This window comes from Xanthomonas sp. F10, assembly GCF_014206815.1.
GTDB classification, from domain to species: Bacteria; Pseudomonadota; Gammaproteobacteria; order Xanthomonadales; family Xanthomonadaceae; genus Xanthomonas_A; species Xanthomonas_A indica.
Window position 1 is genome coordinate 2,548,984 of sequence record NZ_JACHNP010000001.1, and the last position, 25,912, is coordinate 2,574,895.

Here is a 25,912-nt window from a genome sequence, read left to right on the forward strand (position 1 = left end):
GTACCGCCATGCCCCGCGCCGCCGCCCTGCCGCCCACGCCGCCACCGGACGTTCCCAGCGACCCGCTGCGCGACCCTGCGCTGTACCTCAACCGCGAACTGTCGCAACTGGACTTCAATTTCCGGGTGCTGGCGCAGGCGCAGGATCCGCAGGTGCCGTTGCTGGAGCGGCTGCGCTTCCTGTGCATCTCCTGCACCAACCTCGACGAGTTCTTCGAGATCCGCGCCGCCACCGTACGCCACGCCCAGGAGTTCGGGCTGCCGCCGGCGCCGGACGGCATGAGCCCCAACGCCATCCTCAACGCGATCCACGACCGCGCCGCGCAACTGGTCGACCAGCAGTACCGCTGCTGGAACGAGGTGCTGCGTCCGGCGCTGAAGGACGCCGGCATCGGCGTGCTCGGCCGGCATTCCTGGAACGCGCGGCAGAAGCGCTGGCTGCGCGCCTACTTCCGCAACGAGATCATGCCGGTGCTGTCGCCGCTGGGCCTGGATCCGGCGCATCCATTCCCGAAGATCCTCAACAAGTCGCTCAACATCGTGGTGGTGCTCAAGGGCACCGACGCGTTCGGCCGCGTCGGCCACCTGGCGATCGTGCGCGCGCCGCGTTCGTTGCCGCGCATCATCCAGTTGCCGGAAAGCCTGGCCGAGGGCGGCCAGAGCTTCGTGTTCCTGTCCTCGGTGCTGTCCACCTTCGTCGACGAGCTGTTCCCGGGCATGGAGGTGATGGGCTCCTACCAGTTCCGCGTCACCCGCAACTCGGAACTGGTGGTGGACGAGGAGGAAGTGGAGAACCTGGCGCTGGCGCTGCGCGACGAACTGGTCAACCGCGGCTATCGGCCGGCGGTGCGGCTGGAGATCGCCGAGGACTGCCCGAAGTCGATCGTGCGCACCCTGCTGCAGAACTTCGAACTGCCGGAGAACGCGGTCTACCGGATCAACGGCCCGGTCAACCTGAGCCGGGTCAACCAGGTCTACGACCTGGTGCAGCGCCCGGACCTGAAGTATCCGCCGATGAACCCGCGCACCCTGCGCGACAGCGAAGGCATCTTCGAGATCGCCGCCGCCGGCGACGTGCTGCTGCATCATCCGTTCGACGCCTTCACCGCGGTGCTGGACTTGATCAAGCAGGCCGCAATCGACCCCAACGTGCTGGCGATCAAGCAGACCCTGTACCGTACCGGCAAGGACTCGGCGATCGTCGATGCGCTGGTGCTGGCCGCGCGCAACGGCAAGGACGTCACCGTGGTGGTGGAGCTGCGCGCGCGCTTCGACGAAGAGGCCAACCTGGGCCTGGCCGATCGCCTGCAGGAAGCCGGCGTGCAGGTGGTGTACGGCGTGGTCGGCTACAAGACCCACGCCAAGATGCTGCTGATCGTGCGCCGCGAGGGCCGCAAGCTGCGCCGCTACGTGCACCTGGGCACCGGCAACTACCACAGCGGCACCGCGCGCGCCTACACCGACCTGAGCCTGATCACCGCCGACGTGGACATCGGCAACGATGTACACCTGCTGTTCCAGCAGCTGTCCGGCCTGGCGCCGAAGATCCGCCTCAAGCGCCTGCTGCAATCGCCCTTCACCCTGCACCCGGGCGTGCTGCACCGGATCGAACGCGAGACCAAGCTGGCGCATGCCGGCCGCCCGGGCCGCATCATCGCCAAGATGAACGCGCTCAACGAGCCGCAGGTGATCCGTGCGCTGTACGCGGCCTCGCAGGCCGGCGTGAAGATCGACCTGATCGTGCGCGGCGCCTGCACCCTGCGCCCCGGCGTGCCGGGCGTATCCGACAACATCCGGGTGCGCTCGATCGTCGGCCGTTTCCTCGAGCACAGCCGGGTCTACTGGTTCGGCAACGACGGGGCGCCGGAACTGTTCTGCGCCAGCGCCGACTGGCTGGAGCGCAACCTGCTGCGGCGCGTGGAGACCGGCTTCCCGATCCTCGATCCGGATCTGGTCAAGCGCATCCACCGCGAGGTGCTGCAGAACTACCTGGCGGACAATCTCAACGCCTGGGAACTGGACGCCGACGGCAACTACCGCAAGCTGGCCCCGGGCCAGGACCAGCCGCCGCATTCGGCGCAACTGGCCCTGCTCGACGGGCTCTGAGCACAGCGCGGCGCCGTCTCCACGGCGTGCGCCGCGCATCGGCTACCATTCCGCCATGCCTGCCACCTCCCCCACTCATCCGCCGCTGCGCGACGGCGACCTGCTGGCCGCCATCGACCTGGGTTCCAACAGTTTCCACATGGTCATCGCCCGCTATCAGCTCGGACAGCTGCGGGTGGTGGACCGCCTGCGCGAGACCGTGCGCATGGCCGACGGCCTGGACAACAAGGGCGGGCTGTCCGCCGAGGCGCGGCAGCGCGCGCTGGAATGCCTGGCGCGGTTCGGCCAGCGCATTCGCGACCTGCCCTCGCTGCGCGTGCGCGCGCTGGCCACCAACACCGTGCGCCAGCTGCGCTCGCCGCAGACCTTCCTGATTCCCGGCGAGACCGCGCTCGGCCATCCGATCGAAGTGGTCAGCGGCCGCGAGGAAGCGCGCCTGATCTACCTGGGCGTGGCCCACGCGCAACCGCCCAAGCCCGACCAGCGGCGCCTGGTGATCGACATCGGCGGCGGCTCCACCGAGTTCATCATCGGCAGCGGCTTCCAGACCCTGGAACGCGAGAGCCTGCAGGCCGGCTGCATCGCCAGCACGCGGCGCTTCTTCCCCGGCGGCAAGCTGTCCAAGAAGAAGTGGAAGGACGCGCTGACCGAGATCGGCGCCGAGTTCCAGCAGTTCGCCGGACAGTACCGGGCGCTGGGCTGGCACGAGGCGCTGGGTTCGTCCGGCACGCACAAGGCGATCGGCGAGATCTGCGCGGCGATGAAGCTGACCAAGGGCGCGATCACCGCCGAGGCGCTGCCGCAACTGCGCGAGCGCCTGCTGCTGGCCAAGCGCATCGAGGACATCGACCTGCCGGGCCTGTCCGCCGACCGCCGGCCGATCATCGCCGGCGGCGTGCTGGTGCTGGAGGCGGCATTCCAGGCGCTGGGCCTGCAACGGCTGATGGTGAGCAAGGCGGCCATGCGCGAAGGCATCCTCTACGACATGCTCGGCCGCGCCGGCCAGAACGATCCGCGCGAGAGCGCGATCGCCGCGCTGACCCGGCGTTACGGCATCGACGAGGCGCAGGCCGCGCGCGTGGAGCACACGGCCATGGCGCTGTTCGAGCAGGTCGCCGGCGACTGGGCGCTGGATGCCGACGACGGCCGCATGCTCAGCTGGGCCGCGCGCCTGCACGAACTCGGCCAGGCCATCGCGCACAGCCAGTACCACGTGCATGGCGCCTACGTGCTGGAGCATTCGGACATCGCCGGCTTTTCGCGGCAGGAGCAGCAGGTGCTGGCCACGCTGGTGCGCACGCACCGCCGCAACGTGGCCAAGACCGCCTTCGACGCGCTGCCCGACCGCCTGCTGCTCAGCGCCAAGCGCAAGGCCGCGCTGCTGCGCCTGGCGGTGCTGCTGCACCGCGCGCACGAGGCCGACCCGATCCCGGCGCTGGAACTGAAGGCCGACGGCGCCAACCTGCACCTGATCCTGTCGCAGCCGTGGATCGAATCGCGGCCGCTGCAGCGCGCCGACCTGATCGGCGAGGTCGAGGGCATGGCGGGATTGGGGATCAATTTCCGCCCATTTGTGGCTTGAAGGCTGGGATTCGGGATTCGGGATTCGGGATTCGGGATTCGGGATTCGGGATTCGGGATTCGGGATTCGGGATTCGGGATGGCAGCATGCTGTCCACGGTCAAATCGCGGTCAAGCGATTTCATGAAAAATGTGCCGGTTTTTGAAAGAAAAACCGCCCTCCCTGAAACCGCCGCGACACCGTGGCTTTTTTGTGGGAGAGGCTTCAGCCCCGACGCCTTACCGATACCGCATCGGGACTGAAGCCCCCCACAGAAAAGCGGCACGGCGACGAACTCGCGAAAATCCCGAATCCCGAATCCCGGCTTTTGGCGTCATCGTTCCTACATGCGCTGGACATGTTCGCTTCACTGCGGTGCGCGAGGCTTTGTCAAACCGGAGCCCCCGCATGCGCTACGCGATCGTCACCGAGACGTATCCCCCTGAGGTCAACGGCGTCGCGCTGACCGTGCAGGGGCTGGAACTGGGGCTGCGCGCACGCGGCCATACCGTCGACGTGGTGCGCCCGCGCCAGGCCGGCGACGCCGACCCGGCGGACCTGCGGCTGGTGCGCGGCGCGGCGCTGCCGCGCTACCCCGGACTGAAGTTCGGCCTGCCGGCACCACGCCGCCTGACCCGACTGTGGCAGGCGGCGCCGCCGGATGCGGTGTACATCGCCACCGAGGGCCCGCTGGGTTGGTCGGCGCTACGCAGCGCGCGGCGCCTGGGCATTCCGATCGCCACCGGCTTCCACACCCGTTTCGACGAATACCTGCCGCAGTACGGCGCGGCCTGGCTGCAGTCGACCGCGCTGCGCTGGATGCGGCGCTTCCACAACCAGGCCCAGGCGACCCTGGTGCCGACCCGCGAGTTGCGCAACTTCCTTGCCACCCAGGGCTTCGAGCGGGTACGCCTGCTGGCGCGGGCGGTGGACAGCAAGCAGTTCGAGCCGCAGCGCCGCGATGCGCAGTTGCGCGCGCAGTGGGGCCTGCACGACGACGATTGCGCGGTGCTGTACGTGGGCCGCATCGCCTCGGAGAAGAACCTGCCGCTGGCGGTGCGTGCGTTCCGCCAGTTGCAGCAGCTGCGCCCGCGCGCGCGCTTCGTCTGGGTCGGCGACGGCCCGCTGCGCGAGCGCCTGGCGCAGGAGAACCCGGACTTCATTTTCTGCGGCATCCAGCGCGGCGACGCGCTGGCGCGGCATTTCGCCAGCGGCGACCTGTTCCTGTTCCCCAGCCGCAGCGAGACCTTCGGCAACGTGACCCTGGAGGCGATGGCCAGCGGCGTGGCCACGGTCGCCTTCGACTACGGCGCGGCACGCGAATACCTGCGCGACGGCCTCAACGGTGCGGCGGTGGCCGACGACGACGCCTTCATCGCCGCCGCCTTGCGCCTGGGCAGCGACGACGCGCTGCGCCGGCGCCTGGGCGAGGCCGCCTGCGCGTCGATGCAGCAACTGCGCCCGGAGCGGGTGGTGGCCGATTTCGATGCGCTGCTCGACCAACTGGCACAGACCCGGAGGACGCATGTCGACGCGGCTTGAGATCCTGCGCGGGCACGAGACCCGCTGGTGCCGGCGCGCCAATCATTGGTGCCGGCGGCGCTCGGTGCGGCGCTTCTTCTCGGCGATCAGCCGGCTCGGCGACGGCGTGTTCTGGTATGCGCTGATGACCCTGCTGGTGCTGTGCGACGGCATGGACGGCGTGTTCGCCTCCGCGCACATGGCCGCCACCGGCGTGGTCGCGCTGAGCCTGTACAAGGGCCTGAAGCGCTGGACCCGCCGCCCGCGCCCGTACGCCGCCGACCTGCGCATCCGCGCCTGGGTGGCGCCGCTGGACGAGTTCAGCTTCCCCTCCGGCCATACCCTGCACGCGGTGTCCTTCGGCATCGTCGCCCTCGCCTACTACCCCTGGCTGGCGCCGCTGCTGGTGCCCTTCATCGCCTGCGTGGCGCTGTCGCGGGTGGTGCTGGGCCTGCACTACCCCAGCGACGTGCTCGCGGCCACTGGCATCGGCGCGCTGCTGGCGGGCGTGTCGTTGTGGTTCGTGGGGTGAGGAAAAGTCGGGACCCGGGACCCGGGGCCCGGGACCCGGAAAAGCAGGACAGCGCGGCCTCGCAGTAAGCGCGGTAGCGAACGGCATCAACCCGCGCGCGCCCGGCGGCGTCATGGCGCCGCTGTTCCGGGCCCCGGGTCCCGGGTCCCGGCCTTACAATGCTCCCATGACCACGCTGTTCATCTCCGACCTGCATCTGGATCCGGCACGGCCGGCGATCACCGCGCTGTTTCTGGATTTCCTGCGCGGGGAGGCGCGCCAGGCCGAGGTGCTGTACATCCTCGGCGACCTGTTCGAGGCCTGGATCGGCGACGACACGCCGTCCGAAGCGGCCGATGCGGTGGCGTTGGAGTTGCACGCGCTGCACGAGGCCGGGGTGCCGGTGTTCTTCATGCACGGCAACCGCGACTTCCTGCTCGGCGTCGACTATGCGCAGCGCGCCGGCCTGCGCCTGCTGCCCGACCCCTGCGTGATCGACCTGTACGACGAGCCGACCCTGCTGCTGCACGGCGACCTGCTGTGCACCGACGACACCGCCTACCAGGCATTCCGCGCGCAGACCCGCGACCCGGCCTTCCAGCAGCAGTTCCTGGCGCAGCCGCTGGCCGCGCGCATCGCCTACGCGCAACAGGCGCGCGCCGCCAGCCAGGCGCGCCAGGCCGACCTGAAACAGGGCGACCGCGCGCAGTTCGAGACCGTCACCGACGTGGCGCCGGCCGAAGTCGCCGCCACCTTGGCCCGCTACGGCGTGGCGCGGATGATCCATGGCCACACCCATCGGCCGGCAGTACATGCGCTGGACGTGGACGGCCGCGCCTGCACCCGCATCGTGCTCGGCGACTGGTACGAGCAGGGCTCGGTGCTGCGCGTGGACGCGCAGGGCTGCCAACTGCAACAGCTCTAGCGCACGCTTCCGGCGCCGTCGCGCGGCGCAGCACTCTCCTGCGGCGAACGCGCGACCGCAGGACGACACCCAACTACGCTTCGATCCGGAATTCCACGGGGCCGCCGAGTCCAGCACTTGAACGCAGCAGATGGCCACGGCCTGCCTCATGGAACGCCGCAACCGGCGTGGCAGTGACGCGCGACGTCGCCTCGTCCGCGTGCGCGTCGCCTCCATCCATCCGCATTTCCTTGCCGCGTCCCGCGGCAACCACGCGTCGGCCACGGCGCGAAGCCACGTCGCTCAGCGCTAGCCGCCGCTGGCTTGCTGCTGCCGCCATTGCGCGTAATCGACGAAGTCGCCATCGACCACGTCGTACCAGCGGATCGCGCCGGAGCGCTCGACGCGGAAGCGGTCGCGAACCGGTTCGGTCTGCGGGTCGCCGGGGCAGCCGTCGCCGTGTTTCTCACGCACCGCGATCTCGATCGCCGCCGGCGCGACGGGCTTGGAAGCGGCCGCTGCAGACGCGGTCGCGGAGGCGGCCTCGTCCTCGTCGTTCTCGATGGCGTAGCCCAGGCACGGCAGGTCGGGATAGGCGCGATCGGCGGTCAGGCGCGCCTGCAGCAGGTCCATCGCACGGTTTTCGTCGAAGGTGTCGGCCGGCGGGGTCGCCCGCGGCGCGTCGGTCTTGGCGGTCGGCGACGGAGTCTCGGTCTGCCGATCCGGGGCGGGGCCGCAGCCCGCGCTGAGCATCGCCAGCAGCAGCGCGGCCGGCAGTCGCATGCGCTTGAACATCGTCGCTCCCAGGAAGTCGGTCGGCACCGGCCGCGCCGGCGCCGCTTCCCAGCATAGCCGAAGCGGACGCCGCCGCGCCCGCTCCGGCCGTCTTCGCCGCACGTGGCGCAGGCATGCAGCCTGCACCACGTGCGCGCCGGCTCAACGGAACCCGGCCACCGTCGCCTTGGTGTTGACCAGCACGCGCTGGTTGTCGGCGCTGCTGGCATTGCCCATCGGCACGCCGTTGTAGGACACGTTCGGGTTGGACCAGTAGTTCAGCCGCGGGCAGCTGCTGCTGCAGTTGTAGGCCATGATCGTGCGCCAGCTGTTGCCATAGCGATAGCCGTGGCCGTAGGCGTAGGGCGAGGTGCTGGAGTCGGTGGCCACATCGTGGCGCGCGCTCTGCAGGTGCCCGATCTCGTGGGCGAAGCTGTAGTAGCCGGTGGCGCAATCCCAGTACACCGCCGCGAACGCGGTGGCGGCGGTGGAGCCGATGCCCGAGGCCAGGCCGCAGTAGCTGGAATTGTCGATGATCAGCACGCCGACGTCGGCGGCGGTGCTGTTGCGCGAGGTATGGATGCTGTCCATGTAGCCGTCGCTGGTGCCGCGGAAGCGGGTCAGGTCGGTGTTGAAGTCGCCGGACTCGGTGTAGTTGGTGGTCTCGTAGCCGGCCAGCTGCATGGTGATGCCGACGTTGCTGTTGCTGTAGCCCTGGTTGGACTCGGCCACCGCCAGTTGCACCAGCGACTGCATGTTGCCGCCGTAGCTGGTCACCGCCTTGTTGGTCGCCACCACCAGCACGCGGATGGTCGCAGGCGAACCGGACGAGGCGCCGGCGGCGGTCATCCGCTCGTCGATCACCGACTGCGGCATCTGCACCGTCGGCAGCAGGGCGTAGTCGGCCGGATGCTCGGCCGGCATGCGCCGTTCGTCGACCTCCACCAGCACATGGCCGCCGCCGGCGATCGGCCGCAGGTGGAACAGCGTGCCATTGCTGCGGATGCTGCCGGTGATGGTGTCGCCGCTGCGCACCAGGATCGCCGAGTTCAGCGGGTCCAGGCCGGAGGGCGCACGGGTCCGCGCCACCGCGGCATTGCCGAGGTTGCCGTACCAGATGCTGTTGCCGCCTTCCAACTGCTCGGTCTTCAGCTGCGTGGCGGTGATGCGCTGGCCCAGCAGGTCCAACTCAAGTTGCTGCTGCCCGGCGGTGACGGCGGCGGCGTCCACGCCGACCCGCTGCACCGCGCCGGTGGCGGGATTGGCCAGCAGGCGGCTCAACGCGGGCTCGCCGGCGATGGACTTGGAGACGTACTGGCTGCTCTGGAACAGGGGCTTTCCCGCCGCGGAGGCGGAACCGGCGACACACAGGGCAAGCATCGCGGTCAGGCTGCACATCGACTTCATGTCGGACTCCTGGGGTGGTGAGTAGGGACGAACGTCGCCCCGCGCGCGGCCAGATCGGGGGAGGCCGCGCGGGGGAGTTCGATTAGCCGCTCAGCCACCGTTCAGCGCAAGCACCAAATGCAGCGGGGTCGCAGCTCGGAGATAGGCGTCACAGAAAGCAGGCGTCCCGACGGTCATGCCGCCCTCGCCAGCGCGTTTCCGCAACACGCGTGCTGCCCCATAGGGCAACGCCGCCTCAGCCGGCCTGCTGCTGCAGGGCCAGCAATTCGTCCTCGTCGAAGCCGGCCAGCAGGCGCGCCTGCAGGTTGAACGGGCCGTGCAGATAGCCACCGGCGTACTCGCGCAGCAGGGCGGCGAAGCGGGCGCGCGGCTCGATCCCGGCCTGCGTGCAGTACCAGCGGTACCAGCGCGAGCCGGCGGCCACGTGCGCCACTTCCTCGCGCAGGATGATCTCCAGGATGTCGGCGGTGGCGTCGTCGCCGAGCGCGCGCAGCTTGGCGATCATGCCCGGGGTCACGTCCAGGCCGCGCGCTTCCAATACCCGCGGCACCAGCGCCATCCGCGCCAGGCCGTCGTGGGCGGTCTTCTCGCACATCTCCCACAGGCCGTTGTGCGCGGCGAAATCGCCGTAGGCGTGGCCCAGCGCGCGCAGGCGGTCGCGCAGCAGCACGAAATGGCGCGATTCGTCGTCCGCCACCGCCACCCAGTCGGCATAGAACGCCGGCGGCAGGCCACGGAAGCGGTAGACCGCGTCCCAGGCCAGGTCGATGGCGTTGAGTTCGATGTGGGCGATGGCGTGGATGAAGGCAGCGCGACCCTCGGTGCTACCGAGGCCGCGCCGCGGCAGCTCGCGCGGGTGCACCAGCAGCGGCCGTGGCGGCCGCCCCGGCATGCGGGTCGGCTCAGGCGCCGGCGCGGCGGCCGGCACCGCCAGCGCGCCATCGCGCCAGGCCGCGGCATGGCGCTGGGTCAGCGCGACTTTCTCGTCGGGGTCGGCCGCGTCCAGGCAGGCACGCGCGGCCTGGTACAAGTCGCCGTTCACGGCGCCACCAGCGGCGGCCGGCCCGCCCATGCAGGCATGCGCTGCGCCCGGGCACTGGCGCCGCGGGGCTCAGGCACGGCGCTTGCGCTTGGCCTCGTCCGAGCGCAACTGCATGATCCGCTCGAAATAGCCGGGTTCGATGCCGGTGGTGTACTGGCCGTTGAAGCACGAGGAGTCGAACGCCTTCAGTTCCGGGTTGCCCTCGCGCACCGCGGTCTCCAGGTCTTCCAGATCCTGGTAGATCAGCCAGTCGCAGCCGAGGAATTCCTGGATCTCCTGCTCGCTGCGGCCGTGCGCGACCAGTTCGTCGGCGGCCGGCATGTCGATGCCGTAGATGTTGGGATAGCGCACCGGCGGTGCGGCGCTGGCCAGGTACACCTTGCGCGCGCCGGCGTCGCGCGCCATCTGCACGATCTGCCGGCTGGTGGTGCCACGCACGATCGAATCGTCGACCAGCAGCACCACGCGGTTGCGGAATTCCAGGTGGATCGGATTGAGCTTGCGGCGCACCGACTTCACCCGCTCGCCCTGCCCCGGCATGATGAAAGTGCGGCCGATGTAGCGGTTCTTGACGAAGCCCTCGCGGTACTTCACCCCGAGCACGTTGGAGATCTCCAGCGCAGCGTCGCGCGAGGTGTCCGGGATCGGGATGATGGTGTCGATGTCGTGGTCCGGGCGCAGGCGCAGGATCTTCTCGCCCAGCTTCATGCCCATGCGCATGCGCGCCTTGTGCACCGAGACGTTGTCGATCATCGAGTCCGGGCGCGCGAAGTACACGTACTCGAAGATGCACGGGGTGTGGTCGGTGGGCGAGGCGCAGACCTCGGAGAACAGCTCGCCGCGGCCGGTGATGACCAGTGCTTCGCCCGGACGCACGTCGCGCACGCGGGTGAAGCCGAGGATGTCCAGCGCCGAGGATTCGGAGGCGACGATGTACTCGTCGCCCTCCACGCCCTCGCGCTTGCCCAGCACCAGCGGGCGGATGCCGTGCGGATCGCGGAACGCGACCAGGCCCAGCCCCAGCACCACGCTGACCACGGCGTAGCCGCCCTTGCAGCGGCGGTGCACGCCGGCCACCGCGCGGATCGCCGCTTCCGGGGTCAGCATGCGCTGCGCGTCCAGCTCGTAGGCGAACACGTTCAGCAGCACTTCGCTGTCCGAATCGGTGTTGATGTTGCGGCGGTCGGCCTCGAACACCTGCTGGCGCAAGGCCTCGGTGTTGACCAGATTGCCGTTGTGGGCCAGCGCGATGCCGTACGGCGAATTCACGTAGAACGGTTGCGCCTCGTCCATACCTTCGGATCCGGCGGTCGGATAGCGGCAATGGGCGATGCCGACGCGCCCTTCCAGCACCGCCATGCGCTTCTCGTCGAAGACGTCGCGGACCAGGCCGTTGGCCTTCTGCACGCGCAGGCGGGTGCCGTCGGCGGTGGCGATGCCCGCCGCGTCCTGGCCGCGGTGCTGCAGCACGGCCAGGCCGTCATAGAGTTGCCCGGCCACGTTCTGGTTGCCGACGATTCCGACGATGCCACACATGTCAACGCTCTCCGCGGCGGGAACGCCGCTATTGGGAAGGTGGCCGTGCCTGGCCGTTGGGTTCGACCCGTGCCGGGTCGAATTGCGCCGGACGCGCCTGCGCCGGATCGATGTTCGCGGGCATCAGGTGCGACGGATCGCTCCCGGGCTGCGCGGACCGTACCCCGGGACGTCCCAGGGCCTTGGACATCATCTCCTGCAGCCCGCTGGCCTGCAGGGCGTTGCCCAGCGCGGCATTATCGCCTGCCGCGGGCAAGTTGCCCAAATCCATCTGCGACACGTTCAGTTGCGGCATCTGCGACAGGTTCAACTGCGGCATCTGCGGCATGCGCCAGTCCGGCATCTGCGCGCGCATCCAACCCACCCCCGGGCTGAGCACCGGCAGCACCATCGAATGCTGCCAGTCCGGCTCGCGGGTCAGCGGCGTGAAGCTCATCAGGAAGGCCAGCACCGCGGCGAAGAAACCGCCGCGCACCGTGCCCAGGCCGAAGCCGAGCGCGCGGTCGGTGCCCGACAGCGCGGTCGAGCGCACCGCGGTGCGGATCACCATGCCGACGATGGCGACCACCGCCATCACCGTCACGAAGGTCAGCGCGTAGCCGCCCAGGTAGTAGCTCATGCTCGGCCGCGCCCCATCGGCGAGCCAGCGCCCGGTATTGCCGCCGAACTGGAACGTGGCCCAGCCGGCCAGGAACCAGGACAGCGTGCCGACCACGATGCCGACGAACCCGCGCAGGGCCCCGAGCAGGGCCGAGACCAGGATCACCGTCAACAGCACCATGTCGATCATGCGCGCCTCCCGCGGCCAAGCCGCTGCATCGCGCCGATCGCGCGTCGCGCCTGCCTTCCCTGGACCATCGTGCTACTCCATGGGCCGCGGCCCGATCAAGGATGTGGACGTACCATACCGCTGATGCCGACCTTGGCCGCCACCTGGGCGCGCAACTGCTCGGCGTCGGCACGGTTGGCGACCGGCCCCACCCGCACCCGGTTCAGCGCGCCCTTGTCGGTGCGTACCTGTTCGACGAAGGCGCTGAAGCCGGCCGCGCGCACCTTGTCGCGCAGGGCATTGGCGTCCTCGGCCTTGCCGAAGGCGCCCAACTGCACGGCGAAGCCGGTGCCGGACGCCGCAGGCGCGGCCGGCACGCTCGGCGCCGGCTTGGCCACTGCCGTGGTGGCCGCAGGGGCCGCCGGCTTGGTGGGTTCAGGCTTGGGCGTGGCCGGCTTGGCCGGTTCCGGCTTGGGCGCCGGCGGCGTCGCCGGCTTGCTGGTGGCGACCGGCTTGGCCGGCTCCGGCGGCAGCGCCTCGGTCTTGGCCGGGGCGGCGGGCGCGGCGGCGGCGACATGGCTGGCGGCAGCCGGCGCGGCGCTGGTCGAGGTCGCGTTGCTCGGCGCCGCATCCAGGGTCACCACCTGGGCATTGACGTCGTTGCGGACCTTGACCGCCTGCAGGCGCACCGATTCGGCCTGGGCGCGATCGGCATACGGCCCGATCCGCACCCGCCAGGCCTGGCGCCCGCCGATCGTGGCCTGCTCGCGGAAGCCCGGCAGCTGCGCCTGCTTGAGCCGCGCGATCACCGCATCGGCATCGGCGGCGGTGGCATAGGCGCCGAAATTCACCGCGTAGTTGCCGGCGGCCACGCTCGGCGGCAGCGGCTGCGCGGCGCTGCCGGCGGCCGGATCGGCCAGGTCGGCGGCATCGGGATTGTTCTGGACCGGCGCCGGCGCGGGCGTGGCGCCCGGCGTCTTGGCCATGCCCACCGCCCCGCCGCTGGGCGCATCGCCCGGGGTCACCAGCGGCAGTTCGCGGGTCTCGAACTGGCCGTCGGCCGGCGCCTCGGGCGCCTTCAGCGGCACATTGGCCACGCCGCTGTCGGGCGCAGGCCCCTTCACCAGCATCGGCAGGAAGATCACGGCGAGCGCTACCAGGACGAGGGCGCCAATCAATCGCTGTTTCAGGACGGTATCCACGGAAAGGGTGAGGGGGCGGCGTGGCGGAGTGCCGTCGCGATTATAAGGTCGGCCCGCCCGGGGGCGGGATCAGCCGGCTGAATGCAGCCAGTGCAAGGCCTCGGCGGCGGTGTGGAACGAACCGAACACCAGCACCCGGTCGCCCGGTCGTGCCTGCGCCAGCGTCGCCTGCAGCGCCTGCGCCACGCTCTCGGCGACGCCCGCCTCGGCGGCAGCCGTGCTCGCCAGCCGCGCGCGCAGCTGCGCAGCGCTCTGGCCGCGGTTGCCGCCCAACCCCGCCAGGTGCCAGGCATCGACCTGCGCGGCCAGCGCCTCCACCACGCCGGCGGCGTCCTTGTCGGCCAGCGCCGCGAACACCGCGCAAGTGCGGCCGGCGACCGGCTGCGCCTGCAGCGCGGCGGCCAGCTCGCGGGCGGCCTGCGGGTTGTGGCCGACGTCGACCAGCACCTCCACGCCGTCGCGCACGCACGGTTGCAGGCGCCCGCGCAGGCGCGCGGCGGCGATGCCCTCGGCGTAGGCGCTGCGCGGCAGCGACCGGCGCAGCGCGCGCAGGGCGGCGATGGCGGTGGCGGCATTGGCGCGCTGCACCGGCGCGCGCAGCTGCGGCAACGGCAGCTGCAGTTCGGTGCCGACGTCGCGCCAGCGCCAGCGTTCGGCGTCGATCGGCTCGTGGAAGAAGTCGCTGCCGGCGCGCAACGCATTGGCACCGATCGCGTAGGCGCGGCGCAGCACGCTGGACGGCGGATCGATCTCGCCCAGCACCAGCGGCTTCCACGGCCGCGCGATGCCGGCCTTTTCCGCGCCAATCGCCTCGCGGTCGTTGCCAAGCCAATCGGTGTGGTCGATGTCCACGGTGGTGATCACCGCGACGTCGGCGTCGACCAGGTTCACCGCGTCCAGGCGGCCGCCGAGCCCGACTTCCAGCACGGCCAGGTCCAACGTGGCCTGCTGGAACAGCCACAGCGCCGCCAGCGTGCCGTATTCGAAATAGGTCAGCGCGGTGTCGCCGCGCGCGGCCTCCACTGCCGCAAAGGCGCTCACCAGGTCGGCTTCGCTGGCCTCTTCGCCGTCGAGGCGCACGCGTTCGTTGTAGCGCAGCAGGTGCGGCGAGGTGTAGCTGCCCACGCGCCAGCCGGCGGCACGCGCAATCGCTTCGATGAAGGCGACGGTCGAGCCTTTGCCGTTGGTACCGCCGACGGTGATGACGTGCTTGGCCGGCTTGGTCAGGCGCATGCGCGCGGCCACGGCGCGCACCCGCTCCAGGCCCATGGCGATGTCCTGGGGATGCTGGCGCTCGATGTAGGCGAGCCATTCGGGGAGGGTGTTCATTTGTGTATTTCTAGCCTTTCAGGCAAGCGCGTTCGCTCGCCTTCGTCAGAAGCAACAGCTTTGGAAGCGACAGCTTTCGCGCTGACGCGCGAGTCACTTTGATCAGCCTCCGGCTGCTGAGAAGCACTTCTTTGCTTGTGCAAAGAAAAGTAACCAAAAGAAGCGCTTTATCACAGCCGAATGGCTGGTCACGCACACCCGGGCGCCGCGCCCTCCGCGCTGCGCGCTCCGGGTTCGCACTTGGCCTGGGCATTTTTCGACGGCACATCCATGTGCCGGCGAAAAACGGCGCGCTTCCTGCGCGCCGCCCCTTCGGGGTTTTCGCCCAGGCCAAGTGCCGCGGCTCACGGGATCCCGGAAAGCAAGCAAAAGCGACAGCAAAAGCACCGCAACGGCAACGGCAACGGCAACGGCCAAGCGAACCGCATCGGAAGTGGGCCGGATCAACCCGTCGACGAGACGACGCACGCTATACGCGCATCATGTCCGTCCTACAGCGCCCGATGCTTGGCCTCACCGAAAAACGGTGTGTGATGCGCGCAATCGTTCAAGCGCACCACGTCCAGATGCTCCACGTCCGGCCCTTCCAGCAGGTTCAGCGTGGTCGGCGCCTGGCGGAAACTCCACAGCCGCGCGATCGGCAGGCCGAGCACCCGGCACAGAATTACGCGGTTGACCGCATCGTGGGCGACCACCAGCAGCGTGTCGTGCTCGCCCAGGCCCTCGGCGGCGCGAGTCAGGCCACGCCAGGAACGCTCCAGCACCTGCCGCAGCGACTCGCCGCCCGGCATCAGCACCGTGTCCGGCTCCTCGCGCCAGGCGCGCAGGCGTGCCGGATCCTTCTCGTGGATCTCGCTGGCCAGCAGGCCCTCCCACTCGCCATGGGCGATTTCCTGCAAGTCCGGATCGGTCTGCAGCAGCGCCTCGCGCTCGGGCCCCAGCGCGAAGCGCGCAGTGCGTTGCGCACGCGCCAGGGGCGAGGCCACGGCGCGGGTCAGCGGGACCTCGCGCAGGCGCGCGCCCAGCGCCTGCGCCTGGGCGTCGCCGACCGGCGACAGCGGGATGTCGATCTGGCCCTGGTAGCGGCCTTCGGCGTTCCACGGGGTTTCGCCATGGCGGGCGAGCAGAATGCGCATGCGCTGGATTCCTTGGGGGGAAGGCCCGTCTCGCAAACGAAAACGGAGCGGCATGATACCCGCTCCGTCGCCGGAAACCCTGCGCTGCATCCCCGTGCGCCGCCGTGGCGTTGGCCGCGGCGGACAGGCGGACGGCGGCCATGGCCGCCGCCCGCCCGAGCCTGGCTCACTTGGCCAGGTTCAACTCCTTCAGCAGCCGCGGCGCCGGCATCACTTCCTGCATGATCCAGTGCAGGTAGCGCGTGTCGACGGCGATCATGCGGGTCATCGCAGGGTCGAACACCCAGTTCGAACTCACCGACTCCCAGTTGCCGTCGAAGGCCAGGCCGACCAGCTTGCCGTGCGCGTCCATCACCGGCGAGCCGGAGTTGCCGCCGGTGATGTCCAGGTCGGACAGGAAGTTGACCGGCACCGTACCCAGCCGCTTGTCCTCCAGCCCGCCGTAGCGCTTGGCCTTGGCCGCCTCCAGCAGCGCCTTGGGCGAATCGAACGGTTCCACGCCGGTGTCCTTGGCGACCACGCCTTCCAGCGTGGTGAACGGGGTGTATTCCACGCCGTCCTTGGGCGAATAGCCCTTGACGTTGCCGAAGGTGATGCGCAGCGAGGAGTTGGCGTCGGGATACACGAACTCGCCCTGGCTCTTCTTGTAGTCGGCCACGGCCTGCAGGTAGCGCGGCCGCGCCAGCAGCTCCTCGCCCTCGCGACGCTTCTGGTCCTGCTCGATCTGCAGCAGGGTCGGCATCAGCGCCACCGCATAGCGCAGCGCCGGGTCGTCGCTGGCTTCGAACGCGGCGCGATCGGCGTGCAGCCACTTCAGGCGCGCGTCGGTGTTGCCCAGCTGGGTGCCGGCCAGGCGCGTGGCGGCGGCCTGCGCATCGGCACCGGCCAGCCACTGGTCCAGCGCCGGCAGGCGCTGCGCCTTCGGCAGCTTCAGGTACTGGTCGAACCAGTAGCGCTGCAACTGGCTGTCCATGGAGGCGACGTAGCGGCGCTCCATCTGCTTCATCGCGCCCTCGATCTCGGGCAGGTCGCGCTCCTGGTAGCCGGGCTCGCGCGCGGCATCCGGCTTGGCGCGTTCGATCGACAGGCGGTACAGCATGACCGCACTGCCGAGCGCCCCGGTCCGCTGCATCTGCCGCAGCACCAAGTCGCGGTCACGGGTGGCCTTGGCCTGCTCGCCCAGCGCCAGCAGTTGCGCGTGGGCCTGCAGCGCGGCCTTGCCCTCGCCGCCCTGGCGCTTGAGCCAGGCCAGCACCGCGTCTTCCTCGGCGTGCTTCTTGGCCGCCGCGTCGATGCGCTTGAAGCCTTCCAGCTGGCCTTCGTAGTTCTTGGCCACGTTGTTCCAGCTGGCCATGGTCGCGGCGTACTTCACCTGGATGTCCGGGTTCTGCTTGCCGGCCTGCTCGACCAGGGCGATCAGGTCGCGGTACTGGCGCGCGGCGGTGGGATACCCCCAGTTGGCGGTGGCGTCGAACTCGGAGGCCAGCGCATAGCGGTTGGTGCGGCCCGGATAGCCGGCCACCATGACGAAATCGCCGGCGCCCAGCGGCTGGTCGGCGAACTTCAGGAAGTGCTTGGGCTGGTACGGCACGTTGTCCTTGGCGTAGGCGGCCGGCTTGCCGTCCTTGCCGACGTAGGCGCGGTAGAACGAGAAGTCGCCGGTGTGGCGCGGCCACATCCAGTTGTCGACGTCGCCGCCGAACTTGCCGATGCCCGACGGTGGCGCGTAGGCCAGGCGCACGTCGCGGATTTCCAGGGTGCGGAACAGACGATAGGTGTTGCCGCCGGAGAAGCTGTACAGCTCGCAGCGGTAGCCGGCGTCGGCTTCGCAGGCGGCGACCTGCGCCTTGTCGAAATCCTCCAGCGCCTGCGTGCGCTTGAGCGCGTCGTTGCCGGCGGCGGCCATCGCCGCCTTGGCCTGCGCGGTGACGTCGGTGATGCGGTCGAGCACATAGATGCGCGCGTTCGGACCAGCACTGAGTTCAGCGCCCTGGCTGGCGGCGCTGAAGCCGTCGCGGATCAGGTTCTTCTGCGCGGTCGAGTTGAGCTGGATCGCGCCATAGGCGCAGTGGTGGTTGGTTACCACCAGGCCCTGCGGCGAGACGAAGCTGGCGGTGCAGCCGCCCAGCGAGACCACCGCGCCCATCGGGTCGCCGGTGAGATCGGACAGTTGCTGCGGCGACAGCTTCAGGCCGGCCTGCTGCAGCGGTCCGGCGATGTCCGGCAATTGCTGCGGGACCCACATGCCCTCGCCGGCATGGGCGACGGAGGCGCCGGACAGGGCGGCGACGGCGGCGATGGCGATAGCCAACGAATTCGAACGCATCGAGCGGTTTCCTTGATGACAGACGTTAGAGTGTAACGGCTGTCGCCAAGCGCCCGGACCGTGACCAATGGCACCCTGGGACCTATCACGTCCTGACCGCGCCGCAACATGGGCACGCCGGCCGGGCGCTTATACTGCGCGCCCTCTTCCCATCGAATCTGCACCGACATGGCGCAAACAATGAAGGCGCTGGTCAAGCGCGACGCCGCCAAAGGCATCTGGCTGGAACAGGTGCCGGTGCCGGTCCCCGGCCCCAACGACGTGCTGATCAAGCTGGAAAAGACCGCGATCTGCGGCACCGACCTGCACATCTACCTGTGGGACGAGTGGAGCCAGCGCACCATCAAGCCCGGCCTGACCATCGGCCACGAATTCGTCGGCCGCATCGCCCAGCTCGGCTCGGCGGTCACCGGCTACGAGGTCGGCCAGCGCGTGTCGGCCGAAGGCCACATCGTCTGCGGCCACTGCCGCAACTGCCGCGGCGGGCGCCCGCACCTGTGCCCGAACACGGTGGGCATCGGCGTCAACATCAACGGCGCCTTCGCCGAGTACATGGTGATGCCGGCCTCGAACCTGTGGCCGATCCCCGACCAGATCCCCTCCGAGCTGGCCGCGTTCTTCGACCCCTACGGCAACGCCGCACACTGCGCGCTGGAATTCGACGTGATCGGCGAGGACGTGCTGATCACCGGCGCCGGCCCGATCGGCATCATCGCCGCCGGCATCTGCAAGCACATCGGCGCGCGCAACGTGGTGGTCACCGACGTCAACGATTTCCGCCTGAAGCTGGCCGCGGACATGGGCGCCACGCGCGTGGTCAACGTCGCCAACACCTCGCTCAAGGACGTCATGGCCGACCTGCACATGGAAGGTTTCGACGTCGGCCTGGAGATGAGCGGCAACCCGCGCGCCTTCAACGACATGCTCGACTGCATGTACCACGGCGGCAAGATCGCCATGCTCGGCATCATGCCGCGCGGCGCCGGCGCCGACTGGGACAAGATCATCTTCAAGGGCCTGACCGTGCAGGGCATCTACGGCCGCAAGATGTACGAGACCTGGTACAAGATGACCCAGTTGGTGCTGTCCGGCTTCCCGCTGGGCAAGGTACTGACCCACCAGTTGACCATCGACGAATTCCAGAAGGGCTTCGACCTGATGGAAGAAGGCAAGGCCGGCAAGGTCGTGCTGAGCTGGTGATGCGCGCGCCGCGGCAACGCGGCGATGCCGAAAAACACGAAGGGCGCCTCGCGGCGCCCTTCGTCGTTTCACGAGACGATGCGATCAGAACGCGATCGTGCCCGAGACCACCACGCGGTGACCGGCCAGGCGCTCGGTGAAGTTCGCCGCGCCCTTGTTGTCGGTGTCGTAGTAGCCCACGCTCAGCGCCAGCGGGCCGACCATCTTGCCCACGCTGACGTTGTAGTCGGTGTAGTCCTGGTACGCGGTCAACGCGCTTTCGTAGGTGGTACGGCCGACGTGCGCGCCGACGCTGAAGCCCTGCGGCAGCGACCAGTTCCCGTCCAGCGCGTAGTAGAAGCTGTCCCGGTCCAGGTTGTACACGTTGTCGGTGTAGGCCACGGTCAGGGTGTAGGTCTTGAGGAACTTGGTCTTGGTGATCAGTTCGTTGTAGTTCGACTTGCCGGCGCCCGGATAACCGTAGCGGTTGACCATCACGTCGAAGTTCCAGTCCGGCGAGAAATCGACGTTGTAGCCGACGAAGCCGTCCACTTCCCAATCCGGATCGCCCGCGCCGAAATCGACGTTGGAGCCCCAGGTGCCCACGTACAGGCCGAACGGCGAGGTGTAGGTGAGGCCGGCCTGGAACGCCGGGCCCTTGTCGGTCTGGGAGACGCCGCGGAACACGTAGTCGCTGACCACGCCATAGGAGCCGGTGACCGGCGAGGTGGGCTCGTCCTGGGCCAGGACGGTGAGCGGCGAAGCGGCCAGTGCGACGGCCAGGGCGAGAGTGGTCTTGTTCACCGGTCATTCTCCTGCGGTTGACGAGGGTGGTTGCAGCGTGGGGCGCGGCGCGCCTTCACGATTTTTTAACTGCTTTTACCTTGCAGCGCAACAACTTTCGTTCCTTCCAGGTCCTGGCGTGTCCCGCGTCCGTGGATGTGCGCCAAGCGCGGACATGCCGATCGCGCCCTGATTGTCGGGCCCTGGCCAGCCACGGTCCCGGCCCGCACAACGCCGCCACGCCGCAGCGACCGGCCCGGTCATGCGTGGCAAAGGGGACGTGGCCTGCCCCGATCGGGCCTCAGGCAGGTGCGGCGAACACCCCGAACCGGCGCGCGCGCAGATGCAGTGGCTGGCCCGGCGCGTAGTCGTGCGTCCCCTCGCCCGCCAGCAGTTCCACCTCCACCTCGTCGCGGCCGTGCGCCAGTTGCGCGCGCAGGCGCAGGCGCGGGCCGCTGCGCTGGATGGACAGCACCGTCGCCGCCCAGCCTTCGCTGCCCGGCGCCAGATCCTCCGGCCGCACATACAGCTCGACCGGACCGCTGGACAGCGGCGTCGAGGGTGCCGGCAAGGCCAGGCCGCCGACCTGCACGGCACCGTCATGCAGGCGTGCCGGCAGCCGGTTCACCGCGCCGACGAAGGCGTACACGAACGGCGAGGCCGGCTGCTCGTAGACCTGCGCAGGGCTGCCGACCTGCTCGATCCGCCCGCGGTTGAGGATCGCCACGCGGTCGGCCAGTTCCAGCGCCTCTTCCTGGTCGTGGGTGACGAACACCGTGGTCAGCCCGGTGCGTTCGTGCAGCTCGCGCAACCAGCGGCGCAGGTCGCGGCGGACCTGCGCGTCGAGCGCGCCGAACGGTTCGTCGAGCAGCAGCACGCGTGGCTCGATCGCCAGCGCGCGCGCCAGCGCCACGCGCTGACGCTGGCCGCCGGACAGCTGCGCCGGGTAGCGCCGCTCCAGGTCGTGCAACTGCACCAGCGCCAGCAGTTCCTGCACCCGCGCGCGGATGCGCGCCTCGGTCCAGCGCGCCTCGCGGCGCACGCGCAGGCCGAAGGCGATGTTCTCGTAAACGCTCATGTGCTTGAACAAGGCGTAGTGCTGGAACACGAAGCCGACCCGGCGCGCCTGCACCGACAGCGCGGTGGCGTCCTCGCCGTGGATCAGCACGCGCCCGCGATCGGCGTGTTCCAGCCCGGCGATCACCCGCAGCAGCGTGGTCTTGCCGGAGCCGGACGGCCCCAGCAGCGCCAGCAATTCGCCTTGGCCGATGTCCAGGCCGACGTCGTCGAGCGCGGCGAAATCGCCGAAGTGCTTGCCCAGGTGCTGTACGCGGATGCTCATGGCAACCTCAGTGTCGGTGAGTGGCGGCCAGCGCCGCGCCGTGGCGCCAGTGCAGCCAGGACTTCACGGCGAGCGTCAGCAGCGCGGTCAGCGCCAGCAGGCTGGCGCAGGCGAAGGCGGCGCTGTAGGCGTATTCGTTGTAGAGGATCTCCACATGCAGCGGCAGCGTGTTGGTGCGCCCGCGGATGTGCCCGGACACCACCGACACCGCACCGAATTCGCCCATCGCCCGCGCACTGCACAGCAGCACGCCGTACAGCAGGCCCCAGCGGATGTTGGGCAAGGTCACCCGAAAGAAGGTCTGCCAGCCGCTGGCGCCCAGGCTCAGCGCCGCCAGCTCCTCGTCGTCGCCCTGCTGCTCCATCAGCGGCATCAGTTCGCGGGCGATAAAGGGAAAGGTGACGAAGGTGGTCGCCAGCACGATGCCCGGCAGCGCGAACACGATGCGCGGCAGGCGCAGCACCACCTCGCCCAGCAGCGGCAGGGACAGCCGCACGCCCTCGTCGATCAACGGCCAGGCCCAGCCGTTGCGGCCGAAGATCAGGATGAACAGCAGCCCGGCGACCACCGGCGACACCGAGAACGGCAGATCGATCAGGCTTACCAGCAGGCGCTTGCCGGGGAAGCGATGCTTGCTGACCGCCCAGGCCGCGGCCACGCCGAACACCAGGTTCAACGGCACCACGATCGCCGCGACCAGCAGGGTCAGGCGAATCGCCGCCAGCGCGTCCGGATCGGAGATCGCGCGCCAGAACACGTCGGCGCCGCTGCGCAAGGCCTCGACGAACACCAGCAACAAGGGCAGCAGCAGGAACGCCAGCAGGAACAGCAGCGCACCGCCGATCAGCAGCCGCTGCACCCAGCGCGGCTCGTCGACCACCGAGGCCGGCAGTTGCATCGGGACGGTGGTGGCGGCCTGCCCCGGGACGCGCGCAGCCAGCGCGGACACCACGGACGCCATCACGTCACCGCCCTGCCACGCCGCGCGAACCAGGCCTGCGCCGCGTTGACCAGCAGCAACGACAGCAGCGACAACAGCAGCATCGCCGCGGCGATCGCGCTGGCGCCGCCGTAATCGAATTCCTCCAGGCGGATGGTGATCAGCAACGGCGCGATCTCGGTGGCATTAGGCAGGTTGCCGGCGATGAAGATCACCGAGCCGTATTCGCCGACCCCGCGCGCGAAGGCCAGCGTGAATCCGGTCAGCACCGCCGGCCACAGGGTCGGCAGCAGCACCCGGCGCACCGTCTGCCAGCGCCCGGCACCGAGCGTGGCCGCCGCCTCCTCAAGCTCGCGCTCGGCCTCGGCCAAGACCGGCTGCACGATCCGCACCACGAATGGCAGCCCGACGAACACCAGCGCCACGACAATGCCCAGCGGCGTGTAGGCGACCTTGACCCCGCCCGCGCCGCTGCCCTGCATCAGGCCGGCGTAACCGAACAGCAGGCCACCGACGCCCAGCGCCGCCAGGCTGAGCACGGCGAGCGTGCCGAGCAGGCGCTGCAGCGCGCGCAGCGGCGCCGGCAGCAGCGACTGGCTGCGTCGCAACAGCGCGTGGCCGATGGCGGCCAGCACCAGCAGCAGCGCCAGCCGCGGCCACCACCAGGCCAACGTCGGCAGGCTGGCCGCCAGCGCCTGCGCCGGCTGCTCCAGCCAGCGCCCGATCCAGCCGTTGCTGCCGTACAGCGCGGTCAGGGCGATGCCGGCCACTGCGGTGGGCAGCGCGAACGGCAGGTCGATCATCGCGTCGAACAGGCGCTTGCCGGGAAAGCGATAGCGCACGAACACCCAGGCCACCCAGGTGCCCATCACCGCATTGAACGCGGCCGCAGCCAGCGCGGTGCCGAAACTCAATCGCAACGCCGCCAGCACCCGCGGCTCGCTCCACACCCGCCACACGCCCTCCCAGCCCAGCCCGCTGGTCTTGAGCAGCACCGCGAGCAAGGGGATCAGCACCACCAGCCCCAGCCAGGTCAGGGTGATGCCCAGGCTCAGCCCCAGGCCCGGCATCACCCGGCGCTGGCGCGGTGCGCGGGGAACGGCGGCGGCGGTCACGGCCATCGTGTCACTTGCTCGCCTGGATCTGGTCGAACAGGCCGCCGTCGTCGAAGTGGGTGGCCTGCGCCTTGGCCCAGGACCCGAACGCCTGCTCGATGGTGACCAGCCGCACCTTCGGCAGCCGCGCCAGATCCGCGCGATCGGCGTACTCGGGATGGCGCGGCCGGTAATAGTGCCTGGCTGCGATCTTCTGCCCTTCCGGCGAGTACAGGTATTTCAGATATTCCTCGGCCACCGCGCGGGTGCCGTGCTTGTCCACGTTCTTGTCGACCAGCGCCACCGACGGCTCGGCCAGGATCGACAGCTTCGGCACCACGATCTCGAACTTGTCCTGGCCCAGTTCCTGCTGCGCCAGGAACGCCTCGTTCTCCCAGGCCAGCAGCACATCGCCGATGCCGCGCTGGACGAAGGTGGTGGTGGCGCCGCGCGCCCCGGTGTCCAGCACCGGCACGTTGCGGAACAGCGCGCGCATGTAGTTGAGGATGCGTTCGCGATCGCCCTTGAAGATGTGGTCGGCGTAGGCCCAGGCGGCCAGGTAGTTCCAGCGCGCGCCGCCGGAGGTCTTGGGATTGGGCGTGATCACCGACACGCCGCTGCGCAGCAGGTCGGGCCAGTCCTTGATGCCTTTCGGATTGCCCTTGCGCACCAGGAACACGATGGTCGAGGTGTACGGCGCGCTGTTGTCGGGCAGGCGCGTGGCCCAGTTCGCATCGATCAGCTTGCTCTTGGCGGCGATCGCATCGACGTCGTAGGCCAGCGCCAGCGTCACCACGTCGGCCTCGACCCCGTCGATCACCGCGCGCGCCTGCTTGCCGGAACCGCCGTGCGAGGTCTCCACCGCCACCTGCTCGCCGGGATGCAGTTGCGCCCAGTGCTTGGCGAAGGCGGCGTTGTAGTCCCGGTACAGCTCGCGGGTGGGATCGTAGGACACGTTGAGCAGTTGCGTCTCGGCGGCGGCCGCGGCCCCGGCGAACACGCACAAGGCGAGCGCGAGCAGCGGGCGCCAGCGGCGCGGCGGAAGGCTGGACATGGGCGGTTCTCCGAAAACACACAGACCGACGCCGCGGCCGATGCCCGCCGCGGACCATGACGCATGCTGCGCAGCGGCAGGCGGCGGGTGAAATGACTTCCGGGCAGCGGCTCATGCCATTTGCGCATGACGACCCCGGCCTTCGCGGGCGCCGCGGTAAAATCGCCGCCTCTTTCCGCCGCGCGTGCCCGTCATGACCGACTCCCGCCTCACCCAGCACTACGCCGAGGAACTGGACGCGATCCGCGCCCAGGGCCTGTTCAAGTCCGAGCGCATCATCGTCGGCCCGCAGGCGGCAGAAATCGTCCTCGCCGACGGCCGCCGCGTGCTCAACTTCTGCGCCAACAACTACCTGGGCCTGGCCGATCATCCGGACCTGATCCAGGCGGCCAAGGACGCGCTGGACACGCACGGCTTCGGCATGGCCTCGGTGCGCTTCATCTGCGGCACCCAGGACCTGCACAAGCAGCTGGAGGCGCAGATTGCCGCGTTCTTCGGCACCGAGGACACCATCCTCTACGCCGCCTGCTTCGACGCCAACGGCGGTCTGTTCGAACCGCTCCTGGGCGAGCACGACGCGATCATCTCCGACGCGCTCAACCATGCCTCGATCATCGACGGCGTGCGCCTGTGCAAGGCCAAGCGCTTCCGCTACGCCAACTGCGACATGGCCGATCTGGAAGCGCAGCTGCAGGCGGCCGATGCCGCCGGCTGCAAGACCAAGCTGATCACCAGCGACGGCGTGTTCTCGATGGATGGTTTCATCGCTCCGCTGGACGAGATCACCGCGCTGGCGAAGAAATACAACGCGCTGGTGCACATCGACGAATGCCATGCCACCGGCTTCCTCGGCGCCAGCGGCCGCGGCTCGGCCGAGGTCAAGGGCGTGCTGGACAAGATCGACATCTTCACCGGCACCCTGGGCAAGGCCATGGGCGGGGCGCTGGGCGGCTTCACCACCGGCCGCCGCGAAGTGATCGAACTGCTGCGCCAGCGCTCGCGGCCCTACCTGTTCTCCAACTCGCTGCCGCCGCACGTGGTCGCCGCCGGGAGCAAGGCGTTCGCGATGCTCGACGCCGCCGACGACCTGCGCGCGCACCTGGTCGAGAACACCGCCTACTTCCGCGAGCGCATGGCCGCCGCCGGTTTCGACATCAAGCCCGGCACCCACCCGATCTGCCCGGTGATGCTCTACGATGCGCCGCTGGCGCAGCGCTTCGCCGAGCGGCTGCTGGAAGAAGGCATCTACGCCATCGGCTTCTTCTTCCCGGTGGTGCCCAAGGGCCAGGCGCGGATCCGCACCCAGATCAGCGCCGCGCACACCCGCGAACACCTGGACCGGGCGATCGACGCGTTCACCCGCATCGGCCGCGAACTGGGCGTGCTCGCCGCCTGAG

Annotated in this window: 21 protein-coding genes; 7 read left to right on the forward strand and 14 right to left on the reverse strand. The window is 69.7% G+C overall.

Features of this window, described 5'->3' with window-relative positions; translation table 11 throughout:
- Positions 1-8: 8 nt before the first annotated feature.
- The 5 genes from ppk1 to lpxH all read left to right on the forward strand — a co-directional run bounded on the left by ppk1 (position 9) and on the right by lpxH (position 6,623).
- Positions 9-2,105 (forward strand): polyphosphate kinase 1, encoded by a 2,097-nt coding sequence (ppk1, locus tag FHR56_RS11195; protein ID WP_184502516.1) that lies wholly within the window; start codon positions 9-11, stop codon positions 2,103-2,105.
- 55 nt (positions 2,106-2,160) lie between these two features.
- The gene (gene ppx / locus FHR56_RS11200) at positions 2,161-3,687 is read left to right on the forward strand and encodes an exopolyphosphatase (RefSeq protein WP_184502517.1); all 1,527 of its coding nucleotides are present in this window, start codon (positions 2,161-2,163) and stop codon (positions 3,685-3,687) included.
- Between the two features lie 387 nt (positions 3,688-4,074).
- Positions 4,075-5,208 (forward strand): glycosyltransferase family 1 protein, encoded by a 1,134-nt coding sequence (locus FHR56_RS11205; RefSeq protein ID WP_184502518.1) that lies wholly within the window; start codon positions 4,075-4,077, stop codon positions 5,206-5,208.
- A complete protein-coding gene (locus FHR56_RS11210) occupies positions 5,192-5,719 on the forward strand; it encodes a phosphatase PAP2 family protein (protein WP_184502519.1) in 528 nt (175 codons plus the stop codon). The genes FHR56_RS11205 and FHR56_RS11210 overlap by 17 nt, the downstream gene beginning before the upstream one ends.
- A 166-nt stretch (positions 5,720-5,885) precedes the next feature.
- Positions 5,886-6,623: a UDP-2,3-diacylglucosamine diphosphatase gene (gene lpxH, locus FHR56_RS11215; protein ID WP_184502520.1), complete on the forward strand. Its 738-nt coding sequence runs from the start codon at positions 5,886-5,888 to the stop codon at positions 6,621-6,623.
- Between the two features lie 288 nt (positions 6,624-6,911).
- Here lpxH and FHR56_RS11220 read toward each other — a convergent pair whose 3' ends face one another.
- The 9 genes from FHR56_RS11220 to FHR56_RS11260 all read right to left on the reverse strand — a co-directional run bounded on the left by FHR56_RS11220 (position 6,912) and on the right by FHR56_RS11260 (position 18,123).
- Positions 6,912-7,397, reverse strand: a complete 486-nt coding sequence (locus tag FHR56_RS11220; RefSeq protein ID WP_184502619.1) for a hypothetical protein — start codon at positions 7,395-7,397, stop codon at positions 6,912-6,914.
- Between the two features lie 141 nt (positions 7,398-7,538).
- The gene (locus FHR56_RS11225; RefSeq protein ID WP_184502521.1) at positions 7,539-8,783 is read right to left on the reverse strand and encodes a zinc-dependent metalloprotease; all 1,245 of its coding nucleotides are present in this window, start codon (positions 8,781-8,783) and stop codon (positions 7,539-7,541) included.
- A gap of 235 nt (positions 8,784-9,018) precedes the next feature.
- Positions 9,019-9,825, reverse strand: a complete 807-nt coding sequence (locus tag FHR56_RS11230) for a ferritin-like domain-containing protein (protein ID WP_345776733.1) — start codon at positions 9,823-9,825, stop codon at positions 9,019-9,021.
- Between the two features lie 69 nt (positions 9,826-9,894).
- Entirely contained in the window at positions 9,895-11,361 is a 1,467-nt protein-coding gene (gene purF, locus FHR56_RS11235) for an amidophosphoribosyltransferase (protein WP_184502523.1), read from the reverse strand.
- A gap of 28 nt (positions 11,362-11,389) precedes the next feature.
- The gene (locus tag FHR56_RS11240) at positions 11,390-12,151 is read right to left on the reverse strand and encodes a CvpA family protein (RefSeq protein WP_184502524.1); all 762 of its coding nucleotides are present in this window, start codon (positions 12,149-12,151) and stop codon (positions 11,390-11,392) included.
- Between the two features lie 95 nt (positions 12,152-12,246).
- Positions 12,247-13,332, reverse strand: a complete 1,086-nt coding sequence (locus tag FHR56_RS11245) for an SPOR domain-containing protein (protein ID WP_184502525.1) — start codon at positions 13,330-13,332, stop codon at positions 12,247-12,249.
- 69 nt (positions 13,333-13,401) lie between these two features.
- Positions 13,402-14,661 (reverse strand): bifunctional tetrahydrofolate synthase/dihydrofolate synthase, encoded by a 1,260-nt coding sequence (folC, locus tag FHR56_RS11250; RefSeq protein WP_184502526.1) that lies wholly within the window; start codon positions 14,659-14,661, stop codon positions 13,402-13,404.
- Between the two features lie 491 nt (positions 14,662-15,152).
- Positions 15,153-15,797 (reverse strand): histidine phosphatase family protein, encoded by a 645-nt coding sequence (locus tag FHR56_RS11255; RefSeq protein WP_184502527.1) that lies wholly within the window; start codon positions 15,795-15,797, stop codon positions 15,153-15,155.
- Between the two features lie 166 nt (positions 15,798-15,963).
- Positions 15,964-18,123 carry a S46 family peptidase gene (locus FHR56_RS11260; protein WP_184502528.1) on the reverse strand — a complete coding sequence of 720 codons (2,160 nt, stop codon included), beginning with the start codon at positions 18,121-18,123 and terminating at the stop codon, positions 15,964-15,966.
- A 168-nt stretch (positions 18,124-18,291) separates the two neighbouring features.
- On the opposite strand from FHR56_RS11260, the gene tdh reads away from it, so the two are divergent.
- On the forward strand, positions 18,292-19,323 hold the full coding sequence (tdh, locus tag FHR56_RS11265; RefSeq protein ID WP_184502529.1) for an L-threonine 3-dehydrogenase: 1,032 nt from the start codon (positions 18,292-18,294) through the stop codon (positions 19,321-19,323).
- Positions 19,324-19,407: 84 nt separating this feature from the next.
- On the opposite strand, the gene FHR56_RS11270 is transcribed toward tdh, so the two are convergent.
- The 5 genes from FHR56_RS11270 to FHR56_RS11290 form a co-directional block, all read right to left on the reverse strand.
- Positions 19,408-20,106, reverse strand: coding sequence for a TorF family putative porin (locus FHR56_RS11270; protein ID WP_184502530.1), 699 nt, complete (start codon positions 20,104-20,106; stop codon positions 19,408-19,410).
- 280 nt (positions 20,107-20,386) lie between these two features.
- Positions 20,387-21,427 carry a sulfate/molybdate ABC transporter ATP-binding protein gene (locus FHR56_RS11275; protein ID WP_184502531.1) on the reverse strand — a complete coding sequence of 347 codons (1,041 nt, stop codon included), beginning with the start codon at positions 21,425-21,427 and terminating at the stop codon, positions 20,387-20,389.
- Between the two features lie 7 nt (positions 21,428-21,434).
- The gene (gene cysW / locus FHR56_RS11280) at positions 21,435-22,388 is read right to left on the reverse strand and encodes a sulfate ABC transporter permease subunit CysW (RefSeq protein WP_184502532.1); all 954 of its coding nucleotides are present in this window, start codon (positions 22,386-22,388) and stop codon (positions 21,435-21,437) included.
- Positions 22,388-23,488 (reverse strand): ABC transporter permease subunit, encoded by a 1,101-nt coding sequence (locus FHR56_RS11285; protein WP_260400256.1) that lies wholly within the window; start codon positions 23,486-23,488, stop codon positions 22,388-22,390. The genes cysW and FHR56_RS11285 overlap by 1 nt, the downstream gene beginning before the upstream one ends.
- A gap of 4 nt (positions 23,489-23,492) precedes the next feature.
- Positions 23,493-24,515, reverse strand: coding sequence for a sulfate ABC transporter substrate-binding protein (locus tag FHR56_RS11290; RefSeq protein WP_242081654.1), 1,023 nt, complete (start codon positions 24,513-24,515; stop codon positions 23,493-23,495).
- A 193-nt stretch (positions 24,516-24,708) separates the two neighbouring features.
- Here FHR56_RS11290 and kbl point away from each other — a divergent pair, with 193 nt between their 5' ends.
- Positions 24,709-25,911 carry a glycine C-acetyltransferase gene (gene kbl / locus FHR56_RS11295; RefSeq protein ID WP_184502533.1) on the forward strand — a complete coding sequence of 401 codons (1,203 nt, stop codon included), beginning with the start codon at positions 24,709-24,711 and terminating at the stop codon, positions 25,909-25,911.
- Position 25,912 lies beyond the last annotated feature (1 nt).